The sequence below is a fragment of the Paraburkholderia mimosarum LMG 23256 = NBRC 106338 genome, assembly GCF_000739815.1.
In the GTDB taxonomy this organism is placed as follows: domain Bacteria; phylum Pseudomonadota; class Gammaproteobacteria; order Burkholderiales; family Burkholderiaceae; genus Paraburkholderia; species Paraburkholderia mimosarum.
On sequence record NZ_BBJJ01000033.1, the window covers coordinates 65,211 to 78,318 of the forward strand.

The window sequence follows — 13,108 nt, forward strand, 5'->3', positions numbered from 1 at the left end:
CGGGTGTCATGCAGGCGATACGAAGGGTGTTGCCGGGCCATCTTACAAAGCCGAAAAATCGCGCGCGCGTAATTTTCGTCTTGCCGGATGGCGTATGTCGGGCCGTACCGCAACGCAGCCCGCGGGAAGCGCGCCGCTTCGACGGCGCGCTGTCGCCTGGAACTTCGGCTTAAAGCTGCGGTGCGAGGGCGCGGCGCGCGTCTTCTTCGGAGAGCGCCATGCGTCGCGCGTAGTCGGCGAGCTGGTCCTGGCCGATCTTGCCGACCGAGAAGTACGTGCTGTCCGGGTGCGCGAGATAGAAGCCCGATACGCTCGCGGCCGGCAGCATGGCGAGCGATTCCGTCACGCTCATGCCGACTTCGCCGGCCTGCAGGAAGTCGAACATGTCGCGCTTCACGAGGTGGTCCGGGCAGGCGGGATAGCCGGGCGCGGGGCGAATGCCCACGTACTTCTCGGCGATCAGCGCGTCGTTGTCGAGTGCTTCGTTCGCGGCGTAGCCCCACAGGTCGCGACGCACGCGCGCGTGCATGGCCTCGGCGAAGGCTTCCGCGAAACGGTCGGCGAGCGCCTTGAGCATGATCGCGCTGTAGTCGTCGTGGTCCTTCGCGAACTGCGCTTCCTTCACGTCGACGCCGATGCCCGCCGTGACCGCGAACATGCCGATATAGTCTGCCACGCCCGAATCCTTCGGGGCGATGAAGTCGGCGAGCGAGCGGTTCGGGCGCATCACGCCATCGACCACCGGGCGCACGGACTGCTGGCGCAGGTTGCGCCACGTGAGCGCCACTTTGCTGCGCGACTCGTCGGTGTAGATCTCGATGTCGTCGTCGTTGACCGTGTTCGCGGGCAGCAGCGCGATCACGCCGTTGGCCTGCAGCCAGCGGCCCTGGATCAGACGCGACAGCATCGACTTCGCATCGGAGAACACCTTGCGCGCCGACTCGCCCACGATCTCGTCGTTGAGGATCTGCGGATAAGGGCCCGCGAGATCCCAAGTCTGGAAGAACGGGCCCCAGTCGATATAGTTCGCCAGTTCGTTGAGGTCGAAGTTCTTGAACACGCGGCGGCCGATGAACTTCGGCTTCACGGGCTTGAAGTTCGTCCAGTCGATCTTCGTCTTGTTCGCGCGAGCCTCTTCGAGCGTCACCAAAGGCTGCGCCTTCTTGTTCGCGTGCTGGTCGCGAATGCGTTCGTAGTCGGCCTTGAGCTCGTCGAGGTACTTCGCCGCGCCTTCGTCCGAAAGCAGGCTCGACGCCACCGAAACCGAACGCGACGCGTCCGGCACGTACACGACCGGTCCTTCGTAGTTCGGTGCGATCTTCACGGCCGTGTGCACGCGCGAAGTGGTCGCGCCGCCAATGAGCAGCGGAATCTTCTTTATGCGGAAGTAGTCGTCGCGCTGCATTTCGCTCGCGACGTACGCCATTTCTTCGAGCGACGGCGTGATGAGCCCCGAGAGGCCGACGATGTCCGCGCCCTCGACCTTCGCCTTCGCGAGGATCTCGTTGCACGGGACCATCACGCCCATGTTCACCACTTCGAAGTTGTTGCACTGGAGCACGACCGAGACGATGTTCTTGCCGATGTCGTGCACGTCGCCCTTCACGGTGGCGATGACGATCTTGCCTTTCGCGCGCACGTCGCCGCCCGCTTCGGCGAGCAGGCGCTTTTCTTCCTCGATGAACGGAATGAGGTGCGCCACGGCCTGCTTCATCACGCGCGCCGACTTCACGACCTGCGGCAGGAACATCTTGCCCTGGCCGAACAGGTCGCCGACGATGTTCATGCCGTCCATGAGCGGGCCTTCGATCACGTTGATCGGGCGGCCGCCGCCGCCCATGATCTTCTGGCGCGCTTCTTCGGTGTCCTCTACGATGAAGTTCGTGATGCCGTGCACGAGCGCATGCGCGAGACGCTTTTCGACGTCCTGGTTGCGCCACTCGAGGTTCTCTTCCTTCTTTGCGGCGCCCGTCTTGAACTTGTCGGCGATTTCGAGCAGGCGGTCGGTGGCGTCGTCGCGGCGGTTGAGCACCACGTCTTCCACGCGTTCGCGCAGCTCCGGGTCGAGGTCGGCATAGACGCCGAGCTGGCCCGCGTTCACGATGCCCATGTCCATGCCCGCCTGAATGGCGTGGTAGAGGAACACCGTGTGGATCGCCTCGCGCACGGGGTCGTTGCCGCGAAACGAGAACGACACGTTCGACACGCCGCCGCTCACCTTCGCGTAGGGCAGGTTCTGCTTGATCCAGCGCGTGGCTTCGATGAAATCGACCGCGTAGTTGTTGTGCTCTTCGATACCCGTCGCCACCGCGAAGATGTTCGGATCGAAGATGATGTCCTCGGGCGCGAAACCCGCTTCGTTCACGAGAATGTCGTACGAGCGCTTGCAGATTTCCGTCTTGCGCGCAAACGTGTCGGCCTGGCCGTGCTCGTCGAACGCCATCACCACGCTGGCCGCGCCGTAGCGGCGGATCAGCTTCGCGTGATGAACGAACTGCTCCTTGCCTTCCTTCAGCGAGATCGAGTTGACGATGGCCTTGCCCTGCACGCACTGCAGGCCCGCCTCGATCACGTCCCACTTCGACGAGTCGATCATGATCGGCACGCGCGCGATATCGGGCTCGGACGCGATCAGGTTCATGAAGCGCACCATCGCCGCTTTCGAGTCGAGCATGGCCTCGTCCATGTTGACGTCGATGACCTGTGCGCCGTTTTCGACCTGCTGGCGCGCGACGGCGAGCGCCTCGTCGAACTGGCCGTTGAGAATCATCCGCGCAAATGCCTTCGAGCCGGTCACGTTCGTGCGCTCGCCAACGTTGATGAAGAGCGCGCCTTCGGTCACGTTGAAGGGTTCGAGGCCGGAAAGGCGCAGGGTATGGTCAGTCATGGCGTGGGACCGGATCGTGTGTTGTCGGGTGTGAGCGGAGCGGGCGCGTCGTCAGGCGGCGTCGCGATACTGGCCGGGCCAGCGGCGCGGCTTGATGTCGGCGAGCGCCTTCGCGATGGCGGCGATGTGTTCGGGCGTCGTGCCGCAGCAGCCGCCCGCCACGTTCACGAGACCGGCGCTCGCGAATTCCTTGAGCAGTCCCGATGTATCGGCGGGCGTTTCGTCGAAGCCCGTGTCGCTCATCGGGTTGGGCAGGCCCGCGTTCGGATAGCAGGAGACGTACGTATCGCACAGCTTGGAGAGCTCGGCGATGTACGGACGCATGAGCGCCGCGCCCAGTGCGCAGTTCAGGCCGAACGTGAGCGGCTTCGCGTGGCGCAGCGAGTTCCAGAACGCCTCGACCGTCTGGCCCGAGAGAATGCGGCCCGAGGCGTCGGTGACCGTGCCCGAGATCATGATCGGCAGGTTCTCGCCCGTGTCTTCGAAGAGCTGGTCGAGCGCGAAGAGCGCGGCCTTGGCGTTGAGCGTGTCGAAGATCGTCTCGACGAGGAAGAGGTCGCAGCCGCCCTCCATGAGCGCCTTCGCCTGCTCGTAGTACGCGCGGCGCAGCTCTTCGAACGTGACGTTGCGCGCGCCCGGATCGTTCACGTCGGGCGAGATGCTCGCCGTTTTCGGCGTCGGCCCGATCGCGCCCGCGACGAAGCGCGGCTTGGCCGGCGTCGAGTACTTGTCGCACGCGGCGCGCGCGAGCTTCGCCGACGCGACGTTCATCTCGACGGCCAGATCGCCCATGCCGTAGTCGTCCTGGGCCACGGTGGTCGCGCCGAACGTGTTGGTCTCGATGATGTCCGCGCCCGCCGCGAGGTACTGCTCGTGAATCTCGCTGATGATCTGCGGCTGCGTGAGCGACAGCAGCTCGTTGTTGCCCTTGATGTCGCGCGGGTAGTCCTTGAAGCGCTCGCCACGGTATGCGGCTTCGTCGAGCTTGTAGCGCTGGATCATCGTGCCCATCGCGCCGTCGAGGATGAGGATGCGCGAGGCGAGCAGCGCGGGAAGCGCTGCGCCGCGCGTGTATTTGGCATCCCCGGCGGGGTGCGAGGCAAGGGCGGCGGGCTGGTTCATGGATCGCGGACGGGCATGGAGCCGGTTGAACTGGGAAACCTCACATTGTAGCCGCAGCCGGGGCGGCTCGCTGGCCGGGCAAACGCCCGGCGGCACCCGGCGGGCAATGACAGGCAATGGCCGGGGGCCAAAGAAGAAAAACCCCGCCCGGCAAGCCGGACGGGGTTTCGTGTGAACAACGCTGCGCGCTGAGTGCCGCTGGGTACGCGAGCGTCAGTGAAGCACGACGGGTTGCTGCATGAGGATGTCGAACTGTCCGAGGAATTCGTCGACCTCGTCGAGCCCTTGTTCCGCATCCATCAGCTTTTGCACGTCTTCGCGAAAACGTGCCGCCATCGCGCCGTCGATGAAGAGCTCGCGGCGCGCGTTCTTGTCGACGATCTCGTAGCCGCCAGCGCGCATGGCGCTGTGGCCGTCCTGCGGTGGAAACTCGACGACGCAATAGTTGGGACTGTTGTAGATCATTTGCATGGCGACACTCCTTTTTCCTGTGCTCCCTGACCTCTCGGCCAATACTTGGAGCGTTCGTTCTGGAATTCAAGGGGTGGGTCCCGCATCACCTCTTATGAGAACTGCTCTCCCTCTTTCGTTCACTTCTCGACTGCGTCTGCCGCGACTGCGTCGCTGCCGTTGATTCGAACTGCTTAGGCCAACTGCTTGAGAAACGTTTCGAGCAACGCTGTGAAACGGTGCGACTCTTCTACCGGGGCCAGATGCGCTGCATCGAGCACCACGAAATGCGACCCCTCTATGGCCCTCGCGAGCGCCTGTGTCATTGCCATCGGTGTGCCGCTGTCGTGGCGGCCCGCGACCACGAGCGTCGGCACGCGCAGTTGCGCGAGCCTCTTTTCCACGTCGAAGTCGCGCAGCGCCTCGCAGGCCATCGCATAGCCTTCCGAAGGGGTCCGTAATAAAACCTCGCATATGCGCTCGACGGTCGGCGCGTGCGTGTGACGAAAATCCGCGGTGAACCAGCGGGTCATCGTTGCATCGGCGAGGGCCCCGAGACCTTCGCGTCGCACGGCGGCCGCGCGATCGTTCCATGTTGCGCGCGCTTCTTGCGGCGTATGGCTTGCCGTGTCGCAAAGCGTGAGTGTGATGACGCGCTCGGGGTAATCGAGCGCGAACTGCTGCGCGATCATGCCGCCCATCGAGATGCCGACGACATGCGCATGCTCGATGCCGTTGGCCTCGAAAAGCGCATCGAGATCGGCGGCGAGCTGCCCCATGCCGAAGGGCTCGCTCGCGACGGCGCTCGTGCCATGGCCGCGCATGTCATAGCGCAATACGTTGTGGCGATGGCGGAAATGGCCAGCTAGCGTGTCCCACACCGAAAGGTCGCCGCCCAGCTGATGAATGAACGCCAGCGCGGACCCACCGCTCCTGTCGTCGAAGACATAGTGCGTATCGATGCCGTTGACAGTCACTTGCATGGGTTCCTCCTTCGCCTTCCAGGCTGGGAGTCAAGCCGTTTGCGAGGTACTGCATGCACGCGATGCTGGTGGAGCAAGCCGCGCACCCGAGGTGCGCAGATATTGCGCGATGCGATGTTCGTTACCGTGTCGGTCGCGTCCCTGTTTGATGCGTCGTTTGCTTCGTATGCGCTGCTTTTTCCGCTTTTTTTCCGATTGTTTGCAGCGTTGAATCGTGATGGTCCCCGATTTGCGTTTCTGCTTTTCGTGCCTTTCGCTACCTGTTTCGGTGCTCGTTCCGGTTTCTGCGCGCCGTGGTCTTGCCGTATTTTGTCTGCTTGTTCCTGGCCGTTCAGGGTGCGCGCGATGCCTCGCGATCCTTCTCACGTGGCTTCAGTTCAGTATGCGCCATTTTGTGAATTTGTGTCGTAAAGCGGGCCGCTTGAATCGAATAGTTCGTGCGGCCGCACGCTCAAGGATGTTCGAGCTCCGGATCGGGAGAGGCCGGGGTGGGTTGTGCGTCGTCCATGGGTGCCTGCGGCAGGGATTCCGTCTGCGTATTGGCTGGGGGAACGGGCGGTTGCGCTTGCGCCTCGCCTGGCGATGCGGGTGCAGCAGGAGGCGTGATGCCCGGGGTTGCCGATTGTGCCGATTGTGCCGATTGTGCCGATGTTGTGTCGGACGTAGCGCTCGCGGCGCCTTCGGGCGCCGGTGCTGGCTCATGGGTTGCGGTGCCTGCGGCGGGCGCCGTGAGGGGGCCGCGCCACACCAGCTCGAATTGATTGCCATTCGGCTCTGTCTGCAGGAGCCGCACCGGCAGCCATCCGAGCGAAGGCGCGAGCCACACATCGATGCGCCGCTTGTCGCCCTCGCGGCGTGGCAGGCGCATGAAGTGACGCGCGCTGAGATAGCCGTGATCGGTGCTCACGGTTTCGTCGCCGATCGTGGTGATGGGCCATGTCTCGCCGCTGTCGTTATCGGCGACATAGAACTCGCGTGTGACGCCCGGCGTGTACGCGTCGGGGTTGCCGCGCACGAGGCTCGCGAGCTGCATCACCATGCTGAAACGGTCCTGCGCGCCATCGGGCAGAGCGAGCGAGTTGGGCGTGCGCGTGAAGACGATCTGCTTGTCGGTGCGATTGAAGACCGTCACGTCGGAGGGACGATGGCCGCGCTTTTCGATGTACTGATCGGGCGCGAGGCCGAAGGCGTCCACGCGGCCCTTGCTCGTCCAGCTGAAGTCGCCCACGAAGGGCAGAGGCACGGTGACGACCATTTCGTAGCGCTGTCCGTCGCTCGACCAGTGGATCGTGCCTGGCTGGTTGCGCACGCCGTTGTAGAACGTGTCGTACTGCAGATCGCCCGATGGCGGGACCGAGAACTTGGGGCCATGCGAGGCCTCGCTCGCTTGCGCGGATGGCTGCTTGCCGTTGCCGGGCGCCGCGCTTGCTGCGGTGCCCGCGTTGGCGTCGGCGGCGTCTGCGGCCGATGCGGCATCGGGCGCGGAGACCGCCTCGGTGTCCGGTGCGGCGGCGCTCGGCGTGGCGGGCTTCTTCGGATGCGGCTTTGGCGGCGTCACGGCATGCAGCGTATGCGGCTCCGTGCGCTTCGGCGCGGGTTTTGGCGCCGCATGTGACGGCGCAACCGCGGGGCCCGCGGGCCGGGCTTCGCGCTCGATGCGCTCGGGCTTGAGCAGCGCCACCTGCACAGGCACGCGCACATGCGCGGCGGACGGCGGCGCACTGTGATGCCGCTCGAACCACTCGGCTGCGAGCCAGTGGAAGGCGGTCACCGCGATAAAAACGCCGACCCAGCGCCAGGTGCGCACGCGCATGGGCGTGCGGTTGTCGCAGGCGAGGCGGCGTGCCTCGCGGGAGGCGGCGGGCGTGGACATCGGGCGGTTCGTGGCGGTATGCGGGCGGTTCGTATGGATACGTTAATGTGACACAACCCACCGGGGGGCCGCAGAAAGCGCGGCACGTGACTCGCGGGCATAGGCCAGGAGGCCCGATCGCCACGGGGTTCAGCGCGGCGTCGGACTGTACCCCAATTCGTATGACAGCTTCTCGGCGCACGCGCGCAATGCGGTATGCACCGCGCCGTTCCAGCGGCTATCGAAGGCGCCTTCGTGACCGAGCGCGATGAGCCCGAGCGCGAGGTCGCCGCTCGCATCGAACACGGGCGTGCAGAACGCGTGGATGGTCGGCAGCAGCATGCCTTCCACGCGAGCCGCGCCGTGCTCGCGCACCTGCGCGAGCGCGAGTTCGAGCGCTTGCGTCGTGCGCGGCGTCGAGCCATGCGAGTCGTGCTGCGCGAGCGCGAGTTCGCGCTCGATCATCGGGGCGGTCTTGCTGCGCGGCAGCCAGGCGGCGAACAGGAGGCCCGTGGCGGAGCTGAGCATCGGCATCACGTCGCCGAGCTTGAGCGATGCCTTGGCGGGGTGGCTCGATTCCATCCAGTGCACGACGGTCGGCCCCTGGTTGCCCCACACGGCGATGCCCACGGTGACGTCGAGCGCATCGTGCAGTTCGGCGAGCGCGATGCGCGCGAGCTTCACGCCGTCGACGCGTGCGAGGCGGGCGAGGCCGAGCTGCAGCGCGAAGCCGCCCAGTTCGTAGCGTCCCGAGAGCGGGTCCTGCGCGACCATGCCGAGCCGCATGAAGCTCACGAGATAGCGGTGCGCCTTCGCGGGGCTCATGCCCGCGCGCTGCGCGAGGTCGCGCAGCATCATCGCGCGCGGCTCGCTCGTGAGCACTTCCAGCAGGCGAAAACCCACTTCGATCGACTGGATCCCGGAGCGCAGCTTTTCCTCGCCGGCTTCGTTCGCATCGGCGGATTCGGCAGTAGCGTCGGCGAGGTTGGCAGGATCGTCGCCGGGATCTTCGGCGTTCGTGGCGGTGGCGCTCGCGCGTGACGAGGCGGATCGGGCGATAGGCGGCATGGAGACGTTGTCGTTTGGGGCGCGTTCGGGGCGGATCCCGACTGCAGGCAGCGGCGCAACCGCTTGGGCCGCGCCGATTCACCATCGTAGAATACATTTCCCTTATCGTCACTCACGCCTCACTCCATGAAACTTGCCACGCTGAAGGACGGCACCCGCGACGGGCAACTGATCGTCGTTTCGCGCGACCTGCGCAGCGCCGCCATTGCCGACGCCATCGCGCCCACGCTGCAACGGGTGCTCGACGACTGGCGCTTCTACGCACCGCAGCTCGCCGAGTTGTATGACGCGCTCAACGCCGGGCGCGCCCGCAACGCGTTCAGCTTCGACGCGCGCAACTGCATGGCGCCGCTGCCGCGTGCGTACCAGTGGGCGGACGGCTCGTCCTATGTGAATCACGTCGAGCTCGTGCGCCGCGCGCGCGGCGCCGAGATGCCGGCCGAGTTCTGGACCGACCCGCTCATGTACCAGGGCGGGAGCGACGACTTCATCGGGCCGTGCGACGACATCGTGTGCGCATCCGAGGCGTTCGGCATCGATTTCGAGGCCGAGGTCGCGGTCGTCACCGGCGACGTGTCGATGGGCGCGAGCCCCGACGAAGCGCTCAGGGCCGTGCGTCTCGTCACGCTGGCCAACGATGTCTCGCTGCGCAACCTCATTCCCGCGGAACTCGCGAAGGGCTTCGGTTTCTTCCAGAGCAAGCCGGCCAGCGCGTTCGCGCCGGTCGCGGTCACCCCCGACGAACTCGGCGAGCACTGGCGCGAAGGCCGCCTGCACCTGCCGCTCGTCGTGCACTGGAACGGCAAAAAGGTCGGCCAGCCCGACGCGGGCACGGACATGGTGTTCCACTTCGGCCAACTGATCGCGCACGCCGCGAAGACGCGCAACCTGCGCGCGGGCGCCATCGTCGGCTCGGGCACGGTCTCGAACAAGGACGCGAAGCGCGGGTACTGCTGCATCGCCGAGAAGCGCTGCCTCGAGATGATCGAGCACGGGCAGGCGAGCACGGAATTCATGAAGTTCGGCGACAGCGTGAAGATCGAGATGCTCGACGAAGCCGGCAAGTCGATTTTCGGCGCGATCGATCAGGCGGTGGCGCCGCTCGCGCAATGACACGTGAGGGCTGAAGGGTTTCGCCGGATGCCGCGCGGCGCGCGCGCGGCTACACTGGCGAACGCCCGTTTTCTTCGCGGGAGTTCGACGAGACCAGCAGGAGACCAACAGAAGCACAAGCCGTAGAAGCAAGCCGCATCCGAAGCCGTACGCAGAATACGCTCGATAACCGGAGACACGATGAACGCCTCTCGCCCGTGCCGTCTTGCCGCACGATTTGCCTTTTTTGCCGGCCTTTTCTCGCCGGCCTTCGCGCTCGCGCAGGTCAAGATCGGCCTCGTGCTTTCACTCACGGGACCCGCCGCTTCGCTCGGCATTCCCGCGCGCGACACCGCCGCCATGTTTCCCGCTGAAATCGCGGGCCAGAAAGTCCAGTACATCGTGCTCGACGACGCCTCCGACACGACCCAGGCCGTGCAGGACACGAAGAAGCTGATCGACGAGCAGCATGTCGACGCGATCATCGGCTCCTCGATCACGCCCAACTCGCTCGCGATGCTCGACGTGATCGCGCAGGGGGAGACGCCCACGATTTCGCTCGCTTCGTCGGCGAAGATCATCGAGCCCGTGGACGACAAGCGCCACTGGATGTTCAAGACGCCGCAAACCGACGCGATGATGGCCGGCGCGATCATGGAACACGCCGCCGCGCACAACGTGAAGACGCTCGCGTATATCGGCCAGGCCGACGCGCTCGGCGAAACCTTCTACGCCGAAATCGCGAAGGCCGCGCAGCAGCACGGCATCAAGCTCGTCGCGAACGAGCGCTTCAATCGCACCGATCCGGGCGTGACGGGCCAGGTGCTCAAGATCGTCGCGGCGCATCCCGACGCGGTCGTGGTCGGCGCGGCCGGCACGCCCGCCGCGTTGCCGCCGAAGGCGCTCAAGGAGCGCGGCTACAAGGGGCTCGTCTATCACAACCACGGCGTGGGCAACCGCGACTTCCTGCGTGTGTGCGGCGCCGACTGCAACGGCACCTTCCTGCCCGCGAGCCAGGTGCTCGTCGCGGCGCAGCTGCCCGAGGACCAGCCCGGACGACGCCTCGCGCTCGACTATATTTCGCGCTACGAAGCAAGTCATGGCGCGGGCACCGTGTCGGCGTTCGGCGCCTATACGTGGGATGCGGGCCTGCTGCTCGGCAACGCGATCCCCGTTGCGCTGAAGGCCGCCGCGCCCGGCACGCCCGCGTTCCGCCATGCGCTGCGCGACGCGCTCGAAGCGACGCGCGACCTGCATGACACCAACGGCGTCGTCAACATGAGCGCTACCGATCACCTCGGCCTCGACCCGCATGCGCGCGTGATGGTCGAGATCCGCGACGGCAAGTGGGTTTATCAGCAGCATTGATGAGCCGCACTGCAGTCGCATTCACGTAATCAGTCATCCGAAGCAAAGGAGGTCCGCCCGTGAACGATCCTTTTTACGCCCGCTATCACGCCCTGCGCGTGCGGCGGCACGAGCACGGCATCGTCGAGATCGTGATGAGCGGCGAGGGTGCGAACAAGAGCGGCCTCGCCACCGCCGACGCGCACATGCACCGTGAACTCGCCGAGATCTGGCGCGACGTGGACCGCGACCCCGACGCGCGCGTCGCCGTGATTCGCGGCGAGGGCAAGGGCTTTTCGGCGGGCGGCGACCTGCAGCTCGTCGAGGACATGGCCACGCATTTCGACGTGCGCGCGCGCGTGTGGCGCGAAGCGCGCGACCTCGTCTACAACGTGATCAACTGCGGCAAGCCGATCGTCTCGGCCATGCACGGTCCCGCCGTGGGCGCGGGGCTCGTCGCGGGGCTGCTCGCCGACATCTCGATCGCCACGAAGTCGGCGCGCATCATCGACGGCCATACGCGCCTCGGCGTCGCGGCCGGCGACCACGCGGCGATCGTCTGGCCGCTCCTGTGCGGCATGGCGAAGGCGAAGTATTACCTGCTGCTGTGCGAGCCGGTGAGCGGCGAGGAGGCGGAGCGCATCGGCCTCGTTTCGCTCGCCGTGGACGAAAACGACTTGCTGCCGAAGGCATTCGAAGTGGCGAAGCGTCTTGCCAACGGCTCGCAAACCGCGGTGCGCTGGACCAAGTACGCGCTCAACAACTGGCTGCGCACGGCGGGGCCCACGTTCGACGCTTCGCTCGCGCTCGAATTCATGGGCTTTTCCGGGCCCGACGTGCGCGAGGGCGTGCAGTCGCTGCGCGAGCGGCGCACGCCGGAGTTTCCGGGAGGCGATCCGTTCTGATCTGCGCTGAATCGCGGCTTGCTTTGTTTGATTGTGGAAACGCGCACAGCTATTGCATCGCACGATGTTCATGCGACGCGGCGCCATGCGCGCGCTATCATCGAAGACACCGGTTACGCGCAAACGCTCGTGCCCTCATGCACATGACATGCCGCGAAGTCGCGCGCGGGCGTCCGACCACTTTATCCATGCACCTATTAACGCGAGGGAGATCCGCATGACCGACCCAGCAGGCTCAATGCCGCCGTTCCCGGGCTTTCCCGCCTTTCCGCCCGCCGAAATGCTCGACCAGATGTGGGGGATGATGCGCCTCACGCCGTTCGGCGGTGCATTTCCGGGAGCCGAGGCAGGCGCGGCGCAAGCCTTCGGCCCACCGCTGTCGATGATGACCGACATGATGACGCCGCTCACCAGCATCGAGGAACTCGACAAGCGCATCACCGATCTGCGCGCCGTCGAGCAATGGCTCAAGCTCAATCTCGGCATGCTGCAGTCCGCCACCCAGGCGCTCGAGGTGCAGCGCGCGACGCTCTCCACGCTCCGCGCGTTCGGGGCCTTCGCGAAGGCGCAGATGAATCCGTCCACCCCCGAACCCGAACCGCCCAAAGCGGGCGCTGCGCAGGAGCGGGCCGCCGGACCCGGAGCCGCGAATGCCGGCGAAGCGCCCGAAGGGTCCGCTTCCGCCGCGCCGGGCTTCGATGCGGGCTCGTGGTGGAACCTCGTGCAGGCGCAGTTCAACCAGCTCGCGCAATTCGCCCTGGCGCAGCCCGCCGCCGCGGCCCAGGCCGCGCAAGCTGCCGCCGACGCGGTCAGCGAAGCGCAGGCGAAAACCGAGGCCGCGACGGCCAAACGCAGCAGCGGCGGCAGCGCCGCCAAACGAAGCGGCGGCAACGCGAATAGCGAAAGCAACGGCGGCGCGGGCCGCAGCGCGCCGCGCAGCGCGAAGAAGGCGCCGGCACGGCCGGAGTAAGGCGCGCCGCGTCACGCAGCATCGTGCTGGCGGATGCCGCAGCAGGGCAAAGAGGGGCAACAGAAAGGCAACAGAAAGGCAAAAACGGGGAGCGTCGGCATCATGCGGCTCGCGCTCGTGATGATGGGCGGCGGCGCGCGCGCGGCCTACCAGGCCGGCGCGTTGCGCGCGCTTGCCGAACTGGCCCGCGCGGCCGAGCCCGCGCGCCGCGCCATGCCCTTCACGGTGATCTGCGGCACTTCGGCGGGCGCGATCAACGCCACCTCGATCGCGAGCCACGCCGACCACTTCGCGCACGGCGCGGCGCACCTCGTCGAGCTCTGGTCGAACATGCGCGCAAGCCAGGTCTATCGCACGGACTGGCCAGGCGTCGCCGCGGCGGGCGCGCGCTGGCTCGGCGCGCTCGCGTTCGGCTGGGCGGCCGGCAGCGTG

At 66.3% G+C, this 13,108-nt stretch carries 10 protein-coding genes and 1 pseudogene; 5 read left to right on the forward strand and 6 right to left on the reverse strand.

Annotated features, from left to right (window positions below):
* Window positions 1–169: 169 nt before the first annotated feature.
* The 6 genes and pseudogenes from metH to BMI01S_RS22910 all read right to left on the reverse strand — a co-directional run.
* Window positions 170–2,905, reverse strand: a pseudogene (gene metH, locus BMI01S_RS22885) (methionine synthase); the annotation flags it as partial.
* A 33-nt stretch (window positions 2,906–2,938) separates the two neighbouring features.
* Window positions 2,939–4,009, reverse strand: a complete 1,071-nt coding sequence (locus tag BMI01S_RS42585; RefSeq protein WP_028209254.1) for a homocysteine S-methyltransferase family protein — start codon at window positions 4,007–4,009, stop codon at window positions 2,939–2,941.
* Between the two features lie 213 nt (window positions 4,010–4,222).
* A complete protein-coding gene (locus BMI01S_RS22895; RefSeq protein WP_028209255.1) occupies window positions 4,223–4,480 on the reverse strand; it encodes a BTH_I0359 family protein in 258 nt (85 codons plus the stop codon).
* Between the two features lie 173 nt (window positions 4,481–4,653).
* On the reverse strand, window positions 4,654–5,442 hold the full coding sequence (gene pcaD, locus BMI01S_RS22900) for a 3-oxoadipate enol-lactonase (protein WP_028209256.1): 789 nt from the start codon (window positions 5,440–5,442) through the stop codon (window positions 4,654–4,656).
* Window positions 5,443–5,893: 451 nt separating this feature from the next.
* On the reverse strand, window positions 5,894–7,315 hold the full coding sequence (locus BMI01S_RS22905) for a DUF3108 domain-containing protein (protein WP_063619579.1): 1,422 nt from the start codon (window positions 7,313–7,315) through the stop codon (window positions 5,894–5,896).
* A gap of 129 nt (window positions 7,316–7,444) precedes the next feature.
* Complete coding sequence (locus tag BMI01S_RS22910) at window positions 7,445–8,362, reverse strand: IclR family transcriptional regulator (protein WP_028229979.1); 918 nt, start codon at window positions 8,360–8,362, stop codon at window positions 7,445–7,447.
* A 126-nt stretch (window positions 8,363–8,488) separates the two neighbouring features.
* On the opposite strand from BMI01S_RS22910, the gene BMI01S_RS22915 reads away from it, so the two are divergent.
* The 5 genes from BMI01S_RS22915 to BMI01S_RS22935 form a co-directional block, all read left to right on the forward strand.
* Window positions 8,489–9,475 carry a fumarylacetoacetate hydrolase family protein gene (locus BMI01S_RS22915; protein ID WP_028209258.1) on the forward strand — a complete coding sequence of 329 codons (987 nt, stop codon included), beginning with the start codon at window positions 8,489–8,491 and terminating at the stop codon, window positions 9,473–9,475.
* A gap of 180 nt (window positions 9,476–9,655) precedes the next feature.
* Window positions 9,656–10,822, forward strand: coding sequence for an ABC transporter substrate-binding protein (locus tag BMI01S_RS22920; protein WP_042290682.1), 1,167 nt, complete (start codon window positions 9,656–9,658; stop codon window positions 10,820–10,822).
* 59 nt (window positions 10,823–10,881) lie between these two features.
* The gene (locus BMI01S_RS22925) at window positions 10,882–11,706 is read left to right on the forward strand and encodes an enoyl-CoA hydratase/isomerase family protein (RefSeq protein ID WP_028229980.1); all 825 of its coding nucleotides are present in this window, start codon (window positions 10,882–10,884) and stop codon (window positions 11,704–11,706) included.
* A 217-nt stretch (window positions 11,707–11,923) separates the two neighbouring features.
* Window positions 11,924–12,676 carry a PhaM family polyhydroxyalkanoate granule multifunctional regulatory protein gene (locus BMI01S_RS22930; RefSeq protein WP_036044214.1) on the forward strand — a complete coding sequence of 251 codons (753 nt, stop codon included), beginning with the start codon at window positions 11,924–11,926 and terminating at the stop codon, window positions 12,674–12,676.
* A 102-nt stretch (window positions 12,677–12,778) separates the two neighbouring features.
* The coding region (locus tag BMI01S_RS22935; RefSeq protein WP_174480129.1) for a patatin-like phospholipase family protein at window positions 12,779–13,108 on the forward strand (330 nt) is incomplete at its 3' end.